Origin of the sequence: Acinetobacter towneri DSM 14962 = CIP 107472, assembly GCF_000368785.1 — a bacterium.
In the GTDB taxonomy this organism is placed as follows: domain Bacteria; phylum Pseudomonadota; class Gammaproteobacteria; order Pseudomonadales; family Moraxellaceae; genus Acinetobacter; species Acinetobacter towneri.
On sequence record NZ_KB849690.1, the window covers coordinates 423,620 to 443,027 of the forward strand.

General features: G+C 42.5%; 17 protein-coding genes. 11 read left to right on the plus strand and 6 right to left on the minus strand.

Features of this window, described 5'->3' with window-relative positions; all coding sequences use genetic code 11:
• Nucleotides 1-162: 162 nt before the first annotated feature.
• From F947_RS09330 to F947_RS09360, 7 genes are all read left to right on the plus strand, one after another.
• Nucleotides 163-2,229: a putative bifunctional diguanylate cyclase/phosphodiesterase gene (locus tag F947_RS09330; RefSeq protein WP_004974883.1), complete on the plus strand. Its 2,067-nt coding sequence runs from the start codon at nt 163-165 to the stop codon at nt 2,227-2,229.
• 208 nt (nt 2,230-2,437) lie between these two features.
• Complete coding sequence (locus F947_RS09335) at nt 2,438-3,442, plus strand: Fic family protein (protein ID WP_004974885.1); 1,005 nt, start codon at nt 2,438-2,440, stop codon at nt 3,440-3,442.
• Between the two features lie 136 nt (nt 3,443-3,578).
• A complete protein-coding gene (locus F947_RS09340) occupies nt 3,579-5,171 on the plus strand; it encodes a peptide chain release factor 3 (RefSeq protein WP_004974887.1) in 1,593 nt (530 codons plus the stop codon).
• Nucleotides 5,172-5,338: 167 nt separating this feature from the next.
• Nucleotides 5,339-6,154, plus strand: a complete 816-nt coding sequence (locus tag F947_RS09345; RefSeq protein WP_004974888.1) for a hypothetical protein — start codon at nt 5,339-5,341, stop codon at nt 6,152-6,154.
• A gap of 49 nt (nt 6,155-6,203) precedes the next feature.
• Entirely contained in the window at nt 6,204-7,220 is a 1,017-nt protein-coding gene (locus F947_RS09350) for an RsiV family protein (RefSeq protein WP_004974889.1), read from the plus strand.
• A gap of 1 nt (nt 7,221) precedes the next feature.
• Nucleotides 7,222-8,046, plus strand: coding sequence for a TatD family hydrolase (locus F947_RS09355; RefSeq protein ID WP_004974890.1), 825 nt, complete (start codon nt 7,222-7,224; stop codon nt 8,044-8,046).
• Between the two features lie 68 nt (nt 8,047-8,114).
• Nucleotides 8,115-8,888, plus strand: a complete 774-nt coding sequence (locus F947_RS09360) for a tRNA threonylcarbamoyladenosine dehydratase (RefSeq protein ID WP_004974901.1) — start codon at nt 8,115-8,117, stop codon at nt 8,886-8,888.
• Between the two features lie 63 nt (nt 8,889-8,951).
• On the opposite strand, the gene dusA is transcribed toward F947_RS09360, so the two are convergent.
• Nucleotides 8,952-9,974: a tRNA dihydrouridine(20/20a) synthase DusA gene (gene dusA, locus F947_RS09365; protein WP_004974902.1), complete on the minus strand. Its 1,023-nt coding sequence runs from the start codon at nt 9,972-9,974 to the stop codon at nt 8,952-8,954.
• Nucleotides 9,975-10,205: 231 nt separating this feature from the next.
• On the opposite strand from dusA, the gene F947_RS09370 reads away from it, so the two are divergent.
• On the plus strand, nt 10,206-10,850 hold the full coding sequence (locus F947_RS09370; RefSeq protein ID WP_004974903.1) for a hypothetical protein: 645 nt from the start codon (nt 10,206-10,208) through the stop codon (nt 10,848-10,850).
• 28 nt (nt 10,851-10,878) lie between these two features.
• Here F947_RS09370 and F947_RS09375 read toward each other — a convergent pair whose 3' ends face one another.
• Both F947_RS09375 and F947_RS09380 read right to left on the minus strand, forming a co-directional pair.
• Nucleotides 10,879-12,069, minus strand: coding sequence for an MFS transporter (locus F947_RS09375; RefSeq protein WP_004974921.1), 1,191 nt, complete (start codon nt 12,067-12,069; stop codon nt 10,879-10,881).
• Nucleotides 12,070-12,163: 94 nt separating this feature from the next.
• Nucleotides 12,164-13,087 (minus strand): DMT family transporter, encoded by a 924-nt coding sequence (locus tag F947_RS09380; RefSeq protein WP_004974922.1) that lies wholly within the window; start codon nt 13,085-13,087, stop codon nt 12,164-12,166.
• Between the two features lie 882 nt (nt 13,088-13,969).
• Between F947_RS09380 and F947_RS09385 the strand changes: the two genes are divergently transcribed.
• The 3 genes from F947_RS09385 to F947_RS09395 are packed head-to-tail and all read left to right on the plus strand — an operon-like array spanning nt 13,970 to nt 16,881.
• Nucleotides 13,970-15,097: a Re/Si-specific NAD(P)(+) transhydrogenase subunit alpha gene (locus F947_RS09385; protein ID WP_004974923.1), complete on the plus strand. Its 1,128-nt coding sequence runs from the start codon at nt 13,970-13,972 to the stop codon at nt 15,095-15,097.
• Nucleotides 15,098-15,108: 11 nt separating this feature from the next.
• Nucleotides 15,109-15,432: a proton-translocating transhydrogenase family protein gene (locus F947_RS09390; RefSeq protein ID WP_004974924.1), complete on the plus strand. Its 324-nt coding sequence runs from the start codon at nt 15,109-15,111 to the stop codon at nt 15,430-15,432.
• A gap of 3 nt (nt 15,433-15,435) precedes the next feature.
• Nucleotides 15,436-16,881, plus strand: coding sequence for an NAD(P)(+) transhydrogenase (Re/Si-specific) subunit beta (locus F947_RS09395; protein WP_004974925.1), 1,446 nt, complete (start codon nt 15,436-15,438; stop codon nt 16,879-16,881).
• 280 nt (nt 16,882-17,161) lie between these two features.
• On the opposite strand, the gene rsfS is transcribed toward F947_RS09395, so the two are convergent.
• The 3 genes from rsfS to F947_RS09410 all read right to left on the minus strand — a co-directional run bounded on the left by rsfS (nt 17,162) and on the right by F947_RS09410 (nt 19,345).
• Nucleotides 17,162-17,563: a ribosome silencing factor gene (rsfS, locus tag F947_RS09400; RefSeq protein WP_004974926.1), complete on the minus strand. Its 402-nt coding sequence runs from the start codon at nt 17,561-17,563 to the stop codon at nt 17,162-17,164.
• Between the two features lie 75 nt (nt 17,564-17,638).
• Nucleotides 17,639-18,433, minus strand: a complete 795-nt coding sequence (locus F947_RS09405; RefSeq protein ID WP_004974927.1) for a hydroxypyruvate isomerase family protein — start codon at nt 18,431-18,433, stop codon at nt 17,639-17,641.
• 45 nt (nt 18,434-18,478) lie between these two features.
• Nucleotides 18,479-19,345 carry an NAD(P)-dependent oxidoreductase gene (locus F947_RS09410; protein WP_004974928.1) on the minus strand — a complete coding sequence of 289 codons (867 nt, stop codon included), beginning with the start codon at nt 19,343-19,345 and terminating at the stop codon, nt 18,479-18,481.
• Between the last annotated feature and the right edge of the window lie 63 nt (nt 19,346-19,408).

Consider the following 19,408-nt stretch of genomic DNA (forward strand, 5'->3'; position numbering starts at 1 on the left):
ATTTGACTATTGACCAAAGCGGAATAGTATTAGACTCTTAAGTCAATGCAGTCTTTGCTAGATCAATCCGTCGTTCAGGTTGCTTTTTAGTTATTATTTATAAGAGAGTGTGAGATTGAGTAGCCGAAAAACAATAAAATATGACAGAGATGGATACATCTAATGATGCATGTACATTATGATCTGAGCTTGGTAATTGGCTCGGTAGCAATCTCAGTATTGGCCTGCTATTTTGCAGTGTCTGTTGGGCAAATGCTTTTTCAAAATGTACAACAACAACTAAAAAAAATTGCATTAATCATGAGTGGTTTGCTGCTGGGTGCGGCAGTGTGGAGTATGCATTTTGTGGGCATGTTGGCATGCCAGTTACCTGCACCGTATCAATTTGATCTTAGCTTTACGACCCTATCTTTTGTTATTGCATTTATCGCCTCTACGTTTGCGGTTTGGCTGACCACGCAATCGACCTTGCCTGTGGCGCGTTTGATCCTGAGCGGCATTTTAATGGGGTTGGGTATTTCAGGCATGCACTATACGGGCATGATGGGAATTCAGGTAGAAGGCTACCGTAGTTATTATGATCCTACCATTGTTTTGCTGTCTGTATTAGTGGCCATTGGCGGTGCAATACTTACCTTTTGGTTTATGTTTCATTCCAAGTGCAGAATGGGGCGTCAGGCACAATATAAAATTTTCATTGCGGTGCTCATGAGTCTGAGCATTGTTGCCATGCACTATATAGGCATGGAAGCACTGCATTTTTACTCTACAGCAGATTTGCCTCAATCAGGGCACTTCCAGATCGGGCAAGGGCCAGCTCTGTTGGTGGTTATTTTAGTGACCAGTCTGATTTTTGCTGCTGCGGTGGGCGTATCTCTGCTGGAGCTGCGCTTAGAAGAAAAAAGCAGACAATTGTCTTTAGCCAACCGTGAATTGGCCAATCAGGCAGTCAAAGATAACCTGACCAAATTGCCCAACCGTTTATATTTAGCCGAATATGCACAATTGCTTTTTTCTGAACATCGGCAAAAAAATACTAAAATTGCGTTTTTGTATATCGACTTAGACCGCTTTAAAGCGGTGAATGACGTATTTGGACACCATGTTGGCGATCAATTGCTGATTCAGTTGTCTAAACGTGTGCAATCCCACTTGGGCGAAAATACCCAGTTATTAAGAATTGGTGGCGATGAATTTCTTTTGGTGATTGAACATACCGATATCGCAGAAGCCACGCTCATTTCTGAAAAAATATTAGAACTGATTCAGCAAAGTTTCTTAATTGCAGGCAAGGTCATTAATATTTCAGGCAGTATTGGCATTGCGATGTATCCAGAGCATGGCACCAATTTGCAAGATATTTTAATGAATGCTGATGCGGCGATGCTGACCTCTAAATATCAGGGGCGTAACACCAGTTCGGTATTTAATTATGATCTGGAGTTACTTGAGGCCAAAAGCCAAAGTAAGTTGATTAATGATTTATATAAAGCGGTTGAACAACAACAATTTGCGTTGTTCTATCAGCCAAAGTTTAAAGCCACTGACCATAAAATTTGTGGCGTAGAAGCTTTAATTCGTTGGTATCACCCTGTACATGGCTTACTTACCCCAAATATGTTTATTAAAGGAGCTGAAAAGACGGGGTTGATTATTCAAATTGGCTATTGGACGTTAGAGGAAGCCTTTAAACAAATTCAAATTTGGGAAAGATCAGGTGCACCGTTATTTCCTGTGGCTGTGAATTTATCGGCAGTGCAGTTTGAACATAAACACTTATTTTCGACGTTAGAAAACTTGTTTAAACGCTATGAGATTCAACCCCATCACCTGATGATTGAAGTGACTGAAAGTACAGCAATGCATCATATTGAATCGAGTATTCGTAGTTTTGAGCGTTTGCGTCAAATGGGGATTCAATTTGCGATTGATGATTTTGGTACAGGACATTCGAGTTTCTTGTATTTGAAAAAATTGCCAGTCGATGAGTTGAAAATTGACCGTGCTTTTATTTTAGATTTGTGTTTGGACAGCAAAGAAGAATTAATTTTAGAAAGTATTATTCAGTTAGCCATTAAACTGGGTTTAACTGTGACCGCTGAAGGGGTGGAAATGCCATTGCAAGCTGAGATTTTAACCCGTTTAGGCTGTCAGCAGTTGCAAGGTTATTTATTAGGCTTACCTATGGATGTTGAGCGTTTAGAAGAGTTGTTTAAACATTCGGCTTAAGTTAGTGGCATATAAAAATGATCACTGACATGAACATGAAATCAGCTATTATCAAAAACAGATGATTGAAGATTTTTATGAATATATGCAGTTGATAGGTGGTAAAGTTGTTTTGAAAAATGAGTTTATACGGTAATTTCTTTTATTTTTTAATAAGTTTATAAATATTAGTGTTTTGATGAATAATTCTGGTGCGCACTGAGGGAATATGAAATACCAACCGCCTTATACTATCACCTCAAAAATCATTCATTTGATTGCTCAGATCAGTGAGAATATAGGGCGTTTGACTGTTTTAGAAGAAATCCAAGAAAATTTAAAACTTAGAAAAGCTAATCGTATTCGTACCATTCAAGGTTCACTTGCGATTGAAGGTAACACGCTTAGCACTGAGCAAATCACGGCAATCCTTAATGGTAAAACAGTAATTGCACCTCCAAAAGAAGTACAGGAAGTGCGTAACGCTATCAAAGCCTATGAAGCATTTCAGCAGTGGCAACCGAGCCAAGAAGCAGACCTATTACAAGCACATCAAGTTTTGATGACAGGCTTGATTGATGAAGTCGGTCAATATCGTCATGGTGGTGTCGGTGTAATGTCAGGTGATCGTGTGGTGCATATGGCGCCACCTGCGAATCAGATCAATCGTCTTATGGCTGATCTACTTGGTTGGTTGAATGATAGTGATGTGCATCCACTCATTCAAAGTTCAGTATTCCATTATGAGTTTGAGTTTATTCATCCATTCGCAGACGGTAATAGACGTATGGGGCGATTATGGCAAACATTGATTCTTAGTCAATGGAATCCAATCTTTGCCAATATTCCTGTGGAAAGCTTGATCTATCAAAATCAACAAGCTTATTACGAAGCCTTACAAGCAAGCACTGATCGGACGGATTCAGCACCATTTATAGAATTTATTTTGCAAATGATTTTGGATGCAATCTTGAGTTCTAATGAAACCGCTCAAGCTAGCGATCATGCTACCGCTCAAGCTAGCGTACAAGTGAACGACCAAGTCCAACGTTTAATTTCAGTGATGGAACAAGGTGAATATAGCTTGGCTGAGTTAATGCAGTTGTTAGGTTTAACTCATAGCGCAACATTCCAAAAGAATTATCTGAATCCTGCCATAGAATTAGTTTTGATTGAGCGTACGATTCCAGAAAAACCGAAAAGCCCAAAGCAAAAGTATAGATTGAAAAAATAACTATATTCTCAGTTATGGATAAATTAGAACATATCAACAATCAATAAAATTTGATTCAAATCTGCTACAATTACGCCAATTTTTCATATTGATCATTTTGATCTTATACACTGCGGTTCTGCAGTAGGTGTCTTGCATGAGTTTTAAAGATGAGTTAGCGGCGCAGGTCGCACAGCGACGTACTTTCGCGATTATTTCCCACCCCGATGCTGGTAAAACCACCATGACAGAAAAACTGCTGTTATGGGGACAAGCCATTCAAGTGGCAGGGATGGTAAAAAGCCGTAAGTCAGATCGTGGCGCAACATCTGACTGGATGGAAATGGAAAAAGAACGTGGTATTTCCATTACAACTTCGGTGATGCAATTCCCGTATAAAGACAAAATGATTAACCTGCTCGATACCCCAGGGCACGAAGATTTCTCTGAAGATACTTACCGCACTCTAACTGCGGTGGACTCTGCACTGATGGTGATTGATGGTGCGAAAGGTGTCGAAGACCGTACCATTAAATTAATGGATGTGTGTCGTATGCGTGACACACCCATCATTTCATTCGTCAACAAAATGGACCGCGAAATTCGTGAACCATTAGAGTTGTTGGATGAAATTGAAAATGTCCTCAAAATTAAGTGTGTGCCAATCACTTGGCCAATGGGTACAGGGCGTGATTTCGCAGGGGTGTTTAACCTCATCGAAGAAAAGTTTTATGTGTACAAATCAGGTTTTGGTTCAACCATTCCTGAAATTGAAGTACGTGATGGCTATAACCATGCAGATTTACGTGAAAAAGTAGGTGAATTGGCATGGGCGGCATTTGAAGAATCACTTGAGTTGGTACAAATGGCGAATGAGCCTTTAGACCGTGAAGAGTTTTTAGCGGGTCGTCAAACACCAGTGCTATTTGGTACTGCTTTGGGTAACTTCGGTGTAGATCATGTATTGAATGCATTCAGTGAATATGCGCCGCCGCCAAAAGCACATCCAACGCAAGACCGTATTGTAGAAGCCAATGAAGAAGGCTTTAGTGGTTTTGTTTTTAAAATTCAGGCCAATATGGATCCGAAGCACCGTGACCGTATTGCTTTCATGCGAATCTGTTCAGGCAAGTATGAAAAAGGCTTAAAAATGAAGCATGTGCGTATTGATAAAGATGTACGTATCAGTGATGCCTTGACCTTCTTGGCAGGTGACCGTCAGCACCTCGAAGAAGCTTGGCCGGGCGACATTATTGGTCTACATAACCACGGGACGATTCAAATTGGCGATACCTTCACTTCGGGTGAAAAGTTGCAATTTACAGGGATTCCGCACTTCGCACCTGAAATGTTCCGTCGTGTACGCTTGAAAGACCCATTGAAGTCAAAACAGCTGCAAAAAGGTCTTAAAGAGCTTTCAGAAGAAGGTGCAACGCAAGTCTTTATGCCACAAAACAGCAATGATTTAATCGTAGGTGCTGTTGGTGTGCTGCAGTTTGAAGTCGTCGCCTATCGCCTGAAAGAAGAATACAAAGTCGATTGTATTTACGAGCCTGTCAGCATCAACACGGTACGTTGGGTGTCTTGTGCTGATGAGAAAAAATTTAACGAGTTTAAGAAAAAAGCCCACGATCAGTTGTCTGTCGATGGTGGTGGTCACTTAACTTATCTCGCGCCAAGTCGTGTGAATTTACAGTTAATGCAAGAGCGTTACCCTGACATTGAGTTTAGAAATACACGCGAGCACTAAGCCTCAGGTTGATGATGCTTAATCTGGCAGATGCAATCAGCGTAGCGCAGATGAATGTTCGGCATGCCTAAAAGTTTCAAAATTAAAACAGCTTCTTTAGGAAGCTGTTTTATTATGGGGGCGGTAAAAGATTAAAGATTATTTTTGATAAATGAATTGGGGAAATCATGCAGCAAAAATCGGTTTATCTGGGTGCAATTTTGAGCGGGATGGTTTTGCTTAGCGCCTGTGACTCATCTAAACAAGATCAAAACTCAGATGAGCAAACGTCTATTTTTCAGAAAGATCAAGCAGATGTTTTGCCGTATTTGAATATCAAACAACAGGCGGCAGAAATTGCCTTACCTTTTTGTGAAAATAAAAACTGCATTGAATTAGAAGTACAAACTTTAAATACCCAAGATACATGGCTCAACAGTTGGATTGCAAAAAATCAGGCCATGGTGATTCAAGACCAAATTGGCTTAAAACAAAACATGAATTTGCAGCAAGCCGTAGATGCCTATGTGAAAAAATCCGATGCTTGGCAGGCACAATTAGATCAAAATAAAGCTTATGAATTGGCGATGTACACCCGTATGGCATATCAACGCAATCAATATGTTTTGTTGCAAGTCGGGGTAGATAGCAAACAGGAAGGCACGCAAGTCAAGGAACGCTATTATTTCTTTGTGGCAGATCGGAAGCAGCAAAAAGCCTTGTCTGTTTTAGATGTGATTGATGCCAAACAACAAACCCGTATGAATACTTTTGTACAGCAGGCCTATCAGGATTGGCTCAAAACACAAAGCAGTGACGTGCAAAAAGCAGCACCTGCCAAATTATACTGGGGGCAGGCAGATTGGTTTTTTGATGATCAGGGCTTAGGATTGCATTATCGCACCCATGAAATTGTCAAAGATGGCACGCAGTTAGATATTTACCTAAGCAAAGCACAAACACAACAAGTTTTAAAAGCAGACATCTATCCATCTATGTTTTAGTAGGTGAGTACGGTGACAAGCAAAAATAGATGAAATCAAGGTTGGATCCATGTTGAAAAATAAAAGTATTTTGGCGATCAGTATTTTAATTACAACGCTAGGGATTACTGCATGTCAGCCAAAGAAAACCGAACCAGAAACAGTCGAGCCAGAGCAGACGCAGGCGGAACAACAAAGCTTAAAACTGGTCGGGGATACTGAAAAACTGAATTTGTCGTTGCCTAAATGTGAAGGGAAAAATTGCCCTGAAATCTCAATTGAGCGTTTGAATAGTAATCAGGCCTTTATCGACCATTTTATTGATCAGAAAATTATTCAAGAATTGGCACAAATTTTAGAAATTGCACCACAGCAGGCGGCTTCTGAAGCTGCAGCAATTGAGAAGACAGCCAGTGAAAATACAGCAGCCAGTGCTGCAGATGCACCTGCCAGTAACCCCACTGCAGCTGCCATTGCACAAGTGGAAACTTTGGCGCAAAAATTAGAAAAACAAACCGTGCCTTATGTGCAAAGCTTTTTGGCACTTGATCAGGAGCTGAAAGCTTTAAGCTCAAATCATAAAATCAGTTTGATGATTAAGCCTAAAATTTTGAATGCAGATCAGCCTTTGGCAACCGTGGTATTAAATAGCAGCAGTTATTTGGGCGGAGCGCATGGTGCATCGGCACAGCAATACTATAATTTTGATTTAGAGCAGAAAAAATTAGTGTTGTTAAATGACATTCTGTTAGAGAAGCAGCGTCCCCAATTGGAGCGTAAAGCCTACGAAGCGTTTAAACAATGGGTCATCGCATCTGAACTTTCCACCAATGTGCAAGAATATGAACAAGCGTGGAAATTTAAGCTGTCGGAAAATTACTATTTAGGTCAACAGGGGTTAATTTTGCAATATGCAGAATATGAAATCGGCCCTTATGTCGTTGGTTTACCGCGCTTAACCATTCCGTATGCAGAACTGCAGGGAATTTTAAAAGCTGCGTATTTGCCTGTAACAGAAGCAGCCTCTGAAGCAACCGCAAAATCTGCCGAAGCCAGTGCAGTAAACACAACCAAAGCGAAATCTTAATATGAGCATTGCGCTGTTTGATACGCATACCCATTTTGATGTACCTGATTTTGACTCAGATCGGGAGCAATTGGCGTATGCGGCCAAGGCAGCAGGCGTAGAACATTTGGTACTGATTGGCTTTGTACAATCACGTTTTCAAGATTTAATCTCTACACAACAGTTTTTAAACCAACTTGAGCATGTGCCACAAAGTCATCTTGCACCAGGCTTGCATCCTTTTTATATCGAACAACATCAAGACCAACATTTACAAGATTTAGAACATTTTTTGCAACAACAGCATTGTGTCGCGGTGGGTGAAATTGGCTTAGACACTTTTTTGGTTGAACATAAACAGCCTGAAGCGTTTCAAAAGCAGCAAGATTTTTTTGCCGCGCAATTGGAAATCGCACGCCATCGACAAAAACCTGTACTGCTACATATTCGTAAGGCCCATGCCGAAACCTTAAAAATACTCAAACAACAACAATTTCAGTTTGGTGGCATTGCACATGCTTTTAGCGGTGGGGTAGAAGAAGCCAAAGCACTGATCAAATTGGGCTTTAAAATTGGTGTGACAGGGCAGATTACCAATCCCAATGCAAAAAAACTGCGCCGTGTTGTGCAGGAAATTGGTGCTGAACATTTGGTTTTGGAAACCGACTGCCCCGATATGACGCCTTTATGTTGTCAGACAGATACTCAATCACGAACCCGAAATACCCCTGCGAACCTGATTTATGTGCTTGAAGGTTTAGCGGATTGTTTAGATATTGCACCGCAAACTTTAGCCGCACAGATTTGGCAGAATAGCATTCAAATATTAGACTTGCCTAAACTTTAGATGAAACAACACGAAGTCTGCGAAACGCAGTAAAATGCCCACACTTTGAAATTAGATTTGATTGCAGCATGACAGACCTTCTTCAAGATGATGAATATGAACGCCGTTTTGCGGGTGTGGCCAAGATTTATGGCGACAGTGCTTTTCAGCATTATGCCCAAAGTCATGTCATGGTGATTGGAATTGGCGGTGTCGGCTCTTGGGCAGTTGAGGCGTTGGCACGTACAGGTATCGGCGAGCTGACATTGGTGGATATGGATGTGGTCGCAGCATCTAACATTAACCGTCAATTGCCTGCCATGAGCTCAACCTTGGGGCATGAAAAAATTAATGTCATGGCAGAGCGTTGTCGCGCCATTAATCCACGTATCAAAATTAATTTGGTCGATGATTACCTCAGTCCAGATAACGTCAAAGCGTTATTGGCGACTGCACCTGATTTGATTTTAGATTGCATTGATGACGTAAAAGCTAAACTAGCGTTGATGCTGCATTGTCGTTTTAACAAGATTCCACTGATTGTTTCGGGTGGTGCAGGTGGCAAACTTGATCCGTTGAAAATTCGAGTGGCAGATTTATCTAAAACCGAACAAGACCCAATGTTGGCCAAATTGCGCGCCCAATTACGCAGCAAAGGTATTTGTAAAAAGCCAAAAGAAAAGTTTGGGATTACCTGTGTGTATTCCATCGACAATCCATTTTCTAGTGCCGATGTATGCCCAAGCGCAGGCTTGCGCTGTGGCGGCTATGGTTCGGCGGTGGTGGTCACGTCCAGTTTTGCGATGGTAGCTGTGGCAGAAGTGTTGAAAAAGTTAGATGCCTTACAGGCTAAAAATACATAAATCAAAGCCATGCGAGGCATGGCTTATAAAAAAGTTCTTTGATTTTGCACATCGCCAATGACTTTATTCAGTAGGTCGTTGTAGCTGCTGCTCTTTTAAATAGTCTTCCGTACGCTGCATTGCTGCTTGAATATTGACCAATGCTTGCTCTACATCTGCAAATGTTTTGGCATTGCCGCCACTTAGTGCCTGACGCCATTTACGTGCACCTGGCAGGTTTTGGAATAAACCTAAAATATGGCGGGTAATGACAGAAAGTGGTGCACCTTGTTGTAGACGTTGTTCAATATACGGCAACATGCGCTGCATAATTTCAAAACGGTCAGGTAATTCTAGCCCCCATAATTGCCCAAGCTCTGCCAGTAAATAAGGGTTGTGATAGGCTTCACGACCAATCATCACCCCATCGACATGCTTGAGGTGTTGTTGGGTTTCGGCAAACGTTTTAATTCCACCATTAATTTCAATTAACAATTCGGGGCGGTCTTGTTTTAGGCGATACACATCCTCATAACGCAGAGGCGGAACTTCGCGGTTTTCTTTAGGCGATAAACCTTGTAATAAGGCAATTCGGGCATGCACGATAAAGTTATTGCAACCTGTTTGAGCCACAGTATCCACAAAATGCAGCATCTCTGCATAAGAGTGCATGTCATCAATCCCGATGCGATGTTTTACGGTCACAGGAATATCAACCGATTGACGCATGGCGGCAATACACTCTGCAACCAAGTCTGGTTCTGCCATTAAACACGCACCAATTTTATTGTTTTGTACTCGATCACTTGGGCAGCCAACATTCAGGTTGATTTCATCATAACCCCAGTCTTGTGCCATTTTACTGCAGGTCGCAAGGTCTTTCGGATTTGAACCGCCCAACTGCAAGACAATAGGATGTTCTTCTTTGCTGTAATCTAAATGGCGCTTGGCATCACCAAATAAAATTGCGCCAGTGGTTACCATTTCAGTATACAGAATGATATTGGGGTTAAATAAACGTGCAAAAAAACGGTAATCGCGGGTAGTCCAATCCATCATCGGGGCAACCGAAATGCGAGGTTGTAAAGTTTGGATGGCACGTGTCATAACCCACCTGAATTGAAAAACAAAAGCACAAGACCGCGCATTATACGGGGTTTAAGTGAAAATCGACAGTATCCCCAACCCACATCCATTGGCATTAACTTTGTATTTATAACCATGAACAAAGCAGCGCAACCGTAGACGCTAAAGCGGAACTGCTCAGTATTTGTATGCGTAGCCGTTTTTTAGTATGTTGAAAAGATAAGGATAACGCAGCATAAGAGGGAGAATAAAATGTTGGTATTAGAAGAAATTTATCGCACTAAGAAAAATGAATTTTCAACGGCATTTAATTTACGCATGCAGCGCAGTTTAAGTTGGTGGAAAAAAGCCATTGAGTTTCATGATGATGTCGATATGCAATTTATGACAGCATGGGTGGCGTTGAGTGCTTTGTATGCGCAAGGTCAGACGGCAGAGCATACACAACAGACCTTGCAGCAATTTGTGCAGCGCATGTATCAAAAAGATGTCGATCAGCGCATGGCGAGAATCATTTGGGAAAAATATCCACAAAGTTTAGAGGTATTGCTGACCAATCCTTATTTGTATCAAAGTTTTTGGGATTGGCGTAATCAAAAAATGACTGAAGCTGAATGGCGTGCAGATTATGAGGCAGAAAAACAGCAGATTATGCAGGCATTGCACATTCATGATTCAGCTACAATTTTGGCATGTTTGTTTAAGCGCTTATTGACGTTACAGCAGCAACTTTTACAAGGTGGTGCAACTTATAACAGTGCAATCAACCGCAAACAACTCAGCCATGCCAATACTTTACTGTGTGCGTTGATGCCGTGTTTTATCCAAATCTTATTGGAAAATTTAGAAAATGTGGAGTTGAGTCAGCCATTTTACCCTGTGATGCAAATGTCTTAAGCGACTTGCTTGATTGTAATCGCAGCGTTTAAGGCATGGCGGTGTGTTGACGTTGATGCTGCCAGTCGAGTAGGGCAAAGCTCATTGCGGCGGTAACAAAACACAAACCAACTAGGCAACTCCATAACCATCCACCATGTTGCCAAGCATAGATCCCCAAAGCAGAACCACAAGCACCGCCAGTAAAATAACTGGTCATATAAATTGAGTTAATCCGCGATTTGGCATCGGGGTGTAAACGGAAAATCACGTTTTGGTTGCTGCTGTGTACGGTGGCAAGCCCAAGGTTAATTAAGCCAAAACCAAGAATATAACTCCATAAGCTGAATTGTCCGTTGTATAGAAAGACCCAACTGATTGCCAATAGCGCCAAACCACCCCACGTCAGCGCTGTAACATAGCCACGATCTGCAATTTTCCCCACGTGTTTGGTTGAAAGAGCACCGAATACACCCACCATTGCCACAATGCCCACCATAAAGTCAGCTAAGCCAAAACTGGATTTAAGTAATACTGCAATGGTGGAAAACAACACGCTCATCGCTGCAAAAGCAAACGCACCGAGTAAGGCACGATAGACCAAACGACGTTCTTCTAAAATGAGTTTGCCCATAGACTGAAATACGGCCAAATAGCTGAGTTTGCTGGTTGAGATAAACGGCAAGCGCGCTTTGAGGACTGCGGCAATGCATAGCATCAGCACGCCACTAATCAGGTAAATCACTTTCCAGTGGAATAAATTGGACAGCAAACCTGCCAAACTGGTCGAAAGTAAAATACCGACCAATAAACCACTCATCAATAAACCGACCACTTCACCCATTTTTTCAGGTTTTACAGTCATGGTGGCAAAAGGAATTAAGACTTGTGCTGCCACAGAAAATAGCCCTGTGATAATCGTGCCAATCCATAACATGCTTAAATTGCTGGAAAAGGCACATAAAAATAAGCCAATCGAGGCCAAAAACATTAATAGGGGAATGAATTTGGTTTTATTGACAATATCGCCCATAGGCACAATGAACAATAAACCCAGTGCATAAGACACTTGTGCAAAAGTCACCGTCAATGCCACTTGGGATTGCGGAATTTGGAAAGATTGATGAATCGAGTAAATCAGCGGTTGGCAATAATAATTCGCACCCGCGCATAGACCACAGGCAATCGCCATCAACCAGAGCAGGGTTTTATCTTGGCTGATGTCGGGTGCAGTGTTCATAATTATCCTAAGGTCAATGGTAAAACGGGGTTGCAGTAGCTCAAAGATTGAATCCAATATTCAACTTCATTAGTGGCAGGATGTCGCCTTTAACTTAATGAGAGAACTTGTTTTTGGACAAGGTGATCATCATCACGCCTACAATATTGAGCATGCAGCCGAACCATTGTATGCCATTTAGATGTTCACCTAAAAATGCTGTGGCCAATAGAATCGTCAAGATGGGGCCAATTGAAGCAATCATGGCCGATTGTGCCGCACCTAAACGGGCGATACTGTGCGCCATGAGTAAGGTGGGCAAGACTGTGACAAATATCCCTAAAGCTATGCCATAGCCCAGCACTTCTACAGGCAGTTGTTGCACCAGTCCGAGCGGATTAGGTGTGACCAAACTGTAATGCGTAAGCGTACCGATGCAGGCAATACTTAAAGCCAGACCTGTAAAATTCCAAGAGCCAAAATGCTGAATCAGGCTTTTGGTCAGCAATAAATAGCCTGCAAAACACACTGCACTGGCGAACACCAAACTACTGCCTAACCAAAAATACGTGTCATGCGGAGTATTGCTCTGTTCCTGTAACATCACAATCACTGTTCCGCCATAACTCAGGGCAATTGCAAACAGACTCAACCAGCTAAGTTTCTGCCGATACATCACACTCGAAGCCAGAACGGTGAGTGTTGGGTATAAAAACAGAATAATGCGTTCTAATGAAGCGCTAATGAACATCAGCCCTAAAAAATCCAGCCAGCTAGAAAAATAATAGCCCATCAGACCTGCAAATATTATTAGCAGCCAATTGCGTGTAGAGATGTTGCGACTGTGATGGCGATTGAGCCAACAAATCAGTAGGAAGAAAGGCAGGGCACTTGCCATGCGCAAAGCCATGAGTACGGTTGCATCGACCAACGGTGAAAGTGCATAAGCCTGTTTAATAAAAATGGCTTTGGTACTAAACAAAAAGGCTGCAAATAAGGCAAAGATGGAGCCCCATTGTGTGGCGTTAAGTCTGATCATGAAAAATGCTGTCGAGCAAGGTGGATGCAAGAGAAGTGACACATGCCGCGCACACAAATGCAAGTTGCATGATAGATAAAGGCAGATGCGACTGCATGGATCAAGCTGTGTGTGCTGTATTTGAGCAAGCATAGCCGATTTTATGCAGATGGTCTGCTTGAGATGGCACAAATTTTGTGAAAAGTAGAGTAAATGGGGTTTGCACGATAATGGTGCAAATTAGCTAAAAATGTTGCAAAACAGAGAAAATCCATCATCAGACAAAATGACGCACAAAAAAAATGAAAAAAATAGCAGCACTTAACTTAGACCTGAGTTGAATAAATTCAAGCTTCTTTTAAAAGTTTTACTGTTTCAAATATTCGGTTTTACTCATAAGGCAAAGGTAGGTTTTTCTAAGGTTTTCAGATGCGCAAAACACTTCTAAATTGAACCATGTTGTGCGGTGTAAAAATTGTCAAAAAAGTCAATTTGGTGTTTAAGTTTTTGCTTTTAGCGCTTAAATGTATAGATATGCAATCTTTTAGCGCTAAGTCGGATTTTCCCAATTAAGTGAAATGCGTGTCAGAATGATCAATGCTTAATTCATTTAAATGTGGTCAACTGCAAGCTCAAAGCATCGCTTTTTTTCTTTTAGACACTTCAAATCGAAGTTTTGCTGAATAATTAGACTTATATTCAAGAAGCAAAACTTATCAATTATATCTCGCAACAATATTTTTATGAATCATCAGTTCAAAATATGGGTATTTATTAAATAAATATTGGGTGGTAATTTAAAAATGTTGCATTAGAATCCAAAAATTCAACAAAACTTATCCTGAGGGGAAAGCATCGTTATCCACGATGTTGACTTAAGAAAAACTAGCTTGAGGAACGCTCATGCAGATCGGAATTCCAACCGAAACTGTTGTCGGTGAAAATCGTGTCGCTGCGACGCCAGAAACAGTAAAGAAGTTGATTAGCGCGGGTCATAGCGTAGTCATTGAACGTGGTGCAGGCGTAAAAGCCGCTTATATCGACAGCGCTTATGAACAAGTAGGCGCGACCATGACAGATGATGCTTATCGCGGTAGCCAAATGATTTTGAAAGTTCGTGCCCCAAAGGGTGAAGAAATTCAAAAACTTGCACCGAACAGCACTGTGGTGGCGATGTTTGATCCTTACCGCAATACTGAATTAGACCAATTTGCTGCGGCTCAGGTGTCTGCATTTGCTTTAGAGCTTTTGCCACGTACCTTGTCGCGTGCGCAAAATATGGACGTGTTGTCATCACAAGCCAACTTGGCAGGTTATAAATCTGTGTTGTTGGCTGCAGCAGAATATCAACGCATGTTCCCAATGTTAATGACGGCAGCGGGTACTGTAAAACCTGCGCGTGTTGTGATCATGGGTGTGGGTGTTGCTGGTTTGCAAGCCATTGCAACAGCGAAGCGTTTAGGTGCTGTAGTCGAAGCAACTGACTTGCGTCCAACGGCAAAAGATCAGGTGGAATCTTTGGGTGGTAAGTGGTTAGACGTACCAATGTCTGAAGAAGAACAACAAAAAGCTGCCGATGCTGCCAAAAATGGTTATGGCTGGATGCCTGGTGAACAATACATTAAAGACCAAGCAGTGATTGTCGATAAAGCCGTTTCTAATGCGGATATCGTGATTACCACTGCGTTATTGCCGGGTCGTGATGCACCGCGTTTAATCAAAGCGGAAACTGTGGCAAAAATGAAGCCGGGTTCTGTGATTTTAGATATGGCAGTCGAAACGGGCGGTAACGTCGAAGGTTCACAATGCGGTGAAACTGTAGTGACTGCCAATGGTGTGAAAATTTTGGGTATTCCAAACATTCCATCGACTGTATCGACAGAAGCATCTGCACTATATGCGCGTAATGTGTTGAATTTTGTTGAAACATTATTTGATAACGACAAGAACTTCGCATTGAATCCTGAAGAAGAAATTCAGAAAGCGTTGCTGGTCACTCATAACGGTCAAGTGCTGTTAAAGCGTGGTTAAGGAGAATTCTCATGGTTGAAACAATTACGATTTTTGTCCTTGCCATCTTCGTAGGTTACTACGTGGTGTGGGGGGTAACACCTGCGTTACATACGCCATTAATGGCAGTAACCAATGCACTTTCTTCAATCATTATTGTCGGTGCGATGATTCAAACTGTTGGTCTACCAATCATGGGTGTAGAAGGCAGTGTCGATTTCCAAACCATTAATGTGGTGAGTGTACTGGGTGCGATTGCTGTGTTCTTGGCAAGCATCAATATTTTCGGTGGTTTTGCAGTGACTGCACGTATGCTGGAAATGTTCAAACCAAAAGCAAAGAAAAAAGAGGGCTAATGCATGGAATTTATTCGTGAATATGCAGACTGGTTCTATTTAATCGGGGCTGTGCTCTTTATCTTAACTTTACGTGGTTTGTCTGGGCCTAAAACTGCGATTGCGGGCAACCGTTACGGCATGATCGCAATGGCGATTGCAGTCTTGACTACATTCTTTGTGGCAGACAATCCAGTTGTGTGGATGATTCTGGCAGCTATGGCAGCAGGTGCGGTGGTGGGTATTGCCCGCGCACGTACGGTGCCAATGACTCAAATGCCTGAAACTGTAGCGTTAATGCACTCTTTAGTCGGTTTGGCTGCAGTTTTAATTGCGATTGCTGCGATTATTCATAACAACAAGTTAATCGAACTTGGTCCAGACTTGTTGGCTGCAAATGGTATTACTTTCCATGAAATGAGCAAAGTTCATTTATTTGAATTGTTTGTGGGCTGTTTCGTGGGGGCGATTACCTTTACTGCATCTGTTTTTGCATACGGTAAATTGGCGGCGAAGAAATGGGCAAAAACTATTTCGGGTGCATGGGTAAAACCTGTTCAGGCGTTAATTTTCCTTGCTATGCTCGGTTTTGGGATTCACTTCTTCCTGAGCGGCAACATGACTTCATTCTGGGCAATGACAGGTTTAGCATTGGCATTCGGTTGGGTATGGATTGCACCAGTGGGTGGTGGTGACATGCCAGTTGTAGTGTCATTGTTGAACTCGTTCTCAGGTTGGGCGGCAGCAGGTATTGGTTTCACACTTGAAAACAACATGCTGATTGTTGCAGGCTCATTGGTCGGTTCTTCAGGTGCGATTCTGTCTTACATCATGTGTAAAGCCATGAACCGTTCAATCATCAACGTATTGTTTGGTGGTGCGATGGGCGGTGCAGCAGCACCAACGGCAGCAGCGGGTGCGCAAGTGCAACGTAACTACCGTTCAGGTTCTGCTGATGATGCTGGCTTCTTGATGTCAAATGCAGACAGCGTAGTAATTGTACCGGGCTATGGTATGGCGCAAGGTCGTGCACAGAATGCGGTCAAAGAATTGGCCAACTTGTTAAAAGAGCAAGGTGTAACTGTTCGTTTTGCGATTCACCCAGTGGCAGGTCGTATGCCGGGTCACATGAACGTATTACTTGCAGAAGCAGACGTACCGTATGAAGACATCTTAGAAATGGACGAAATCAACTCAGATTTCCCTGCAACAGATGTGGTGTTGGTGATTGGTGCAAATGACGTAGTTAACCCTGCGGCAAAAGACGATCCAAACTCGCCAATTTACGGCATGCCAATTCTTGAAGCGCATAAAGCACGTACCATTATGGTCATCAAGCGCTCAATGGCAACAGGTTATGCGGGTCTAGACAACGACTTGTTCTATAACGACAAGACCATGATGATCTTTGGTGATGCCAAGAAAGTTGTGGAAGATATGACTAAATCAATCAACGGTACAGGTCACTAAGACACTGTTTCCAGATATGAAACCGCCTTCGGGCGGTTTTTTTATGGCTGATGTAAAGTGGTTAATTGAGATCAGGCAGATTGAGTTCGGGCGAGTTTTATAGGATTGGTTTGAAGCAATGTATTGGGTAGGGGATGATATAAACCAATATTTGGTGGGTAGATTAATGCGATATAAAAATGATTAGGGATATGAGCTTCAAAAGATCTGCATTAAAAAAGCGACTTATTTGAAAGTCGCTTATTGTGTATCTTTAAGGCTGCTCAAGTGAGCTGTTGTATTAAGCAACAGACTCAGGCGTAGTGCGCCATAAGCTTTCTAGGTCGTAGAATTTACGTGCTGTTGGTAGCATGATGTGAACCACTACCATACCAAGATCGACCAAGATCCATTCTGCATCACGTTCACCTTCAATACCAATTGGGCGGAAGCCTGCTTTGCGCGCTTCTTCGGCAACATTGTCGGCAAGAGATTTTACGTGGCGAGTTGATGTACCGCTAGCAATCACAATGGCATCTGAAACATTGCTGATGCTGCTGACATCAAGTTCAACAATTTCTTTGGCTTTTACATCAAGGAGAGCTTCATGTACAACTTTAAGACAAGTTTGTACGTCATGCTTTTGGGTATTCATTGCAAGATCGTGAGAATTAGAAGCGCCGGGCGATGGTTCTAAATTCATGGGGTGTATAATTTCCTAAAATTATTCATCGTCTAATATAGCTGTTTTAGCCTGAAATTTCAAATCGGTTTAATTTTAACCACTTTGATTTGAGGGAAAGTATTTGTCTTTCCATGCAAATGATTGATTTGACGCCAGACTTGGGCGGTATTCTGCAGCGATATAGCTTGAATAAGCACTGTGCTGTAACCATTTGAAAATAGTAGTATAGTCTAGCTCGCCTGAATCGGGTTCATGGCGTCCTGGATTGTCGGCAAACTGGATATGACCAATATCCTGAATGTTTTCTTGCAATGCGCTCAGCACATCTTCACCCATCATCGCCATGTGATAACAGTCGTATTGCATTTTAAGAGCAGGATGTTTGACTGCTTCTAGCATCTCTTGAGCTTGCGCAATATTTTGTACTAAAAAGCGTGGCATGTCGGTGCCATTAATCATTTCAAAGACAGGCTGAATATGATGTTGAGTGAGCATCGAGCAGGCCAGTTTTAGGTTTTCTGCCAGTGTGTTTAAGCAAGGCAGTAAATCGGCATCGACAGGTTGTTTGCCTGCCAAAATATTGACGCTAGGGACATTTAATGCCGTGGCATAGCGGATGGCTAACTCTAAGGCATGATGAAATTCAATCTCTTTCCCGGGTACGCCCGCCAAACCATTGCCGCCTTGCATGAGGTCACCCGCAGGGACATTGATTAAACACAGGCTGAGTTGGTGGAGTGTGAGTTGGGTTTGAATCTGCTCAATACTCAGCTCATAGGGAAATTGAATTTCAACATGCTGAAAACCATGTTCGCGTGCAAGGGCAAAGCGTTCAATTAAAGGCACTTCGGTAAAAATCATCGACAGATTAACCGCCAGTTTAGACATGCAGGTGCTCCTTGCAGGCAAAGGTTGGATCAGGAATCAAGCCGATTAAGCTTCGACCTGATGAATAATGGTGGCTAAATCTGCTTCTGCAAAACCCTTGGCTTGATGGGCTTGCAGTTGTGAAAGGGCTTTTTCTGCCACAGGAATCTGTAACTGAAATTGCGCTGCCAGTTGTAAGGCATTGTTTAAATCTTTAGACAGGGTTTGGACTTTCCATTGCACAGGCTCAAAACTGTGAGTTGCCATACGTGGAGTTAAAATCTGAAACGGTTTCGAGTCGGCAAAACCACCCGCCAAAGCAGGTGCAAGTAAACGGGTGTCTACGCCTGCCTGTCCTGCTAAGGCAACAGCTTCGGCAATTAGGGTGCTGTTGGCAGCAACAATCAGTTGGTTGCAGATTTTAGTGGCTTGTCCTGTGCCTGTTTCACCCATACGGGTTACACGTTGTGACAGCACATGATAAATCGGGCTTAATTTTTCGATGGTGTTTGCATCACCCCCTGCAAAAATCACCAAACTACCTTGTTCGGCTCCCGCAGTGCCTCCCGATACAGGTGAGTCAATCCATGTGACCTGTTTGAGGCTGGCTTGCTGCGCTAGCTTTTGGGTTTGATCTACAGACAAACTGGAAAAATCGACAATGACTTGTTGAGCAGTCAAAAATGGCTCAATTTGATCTAATACAGCTTGGACGGCATGATCATCGGCAAGGCAACTCAAGATCACTGGATATTGTCCGATCTCGCTCAATTGCAGCGACTTTGCCCCCAGACTGAGCACAGATTCGCAAGCCGCAGGGCTACGATTCCACACCGCGACCTCAAAACCTGCCTGAACTAAGCGGGTTGCCATGCGCGTACCCATGAGTCCCATACCTAAAAAAGCGATTTTTGTGTCACGATCAAAATGCATAGCGCTGATTCTCCGTTTTTGCCTACAGTACAAGTCTGGCTTGAAATGTCAATTTAGCCTTTG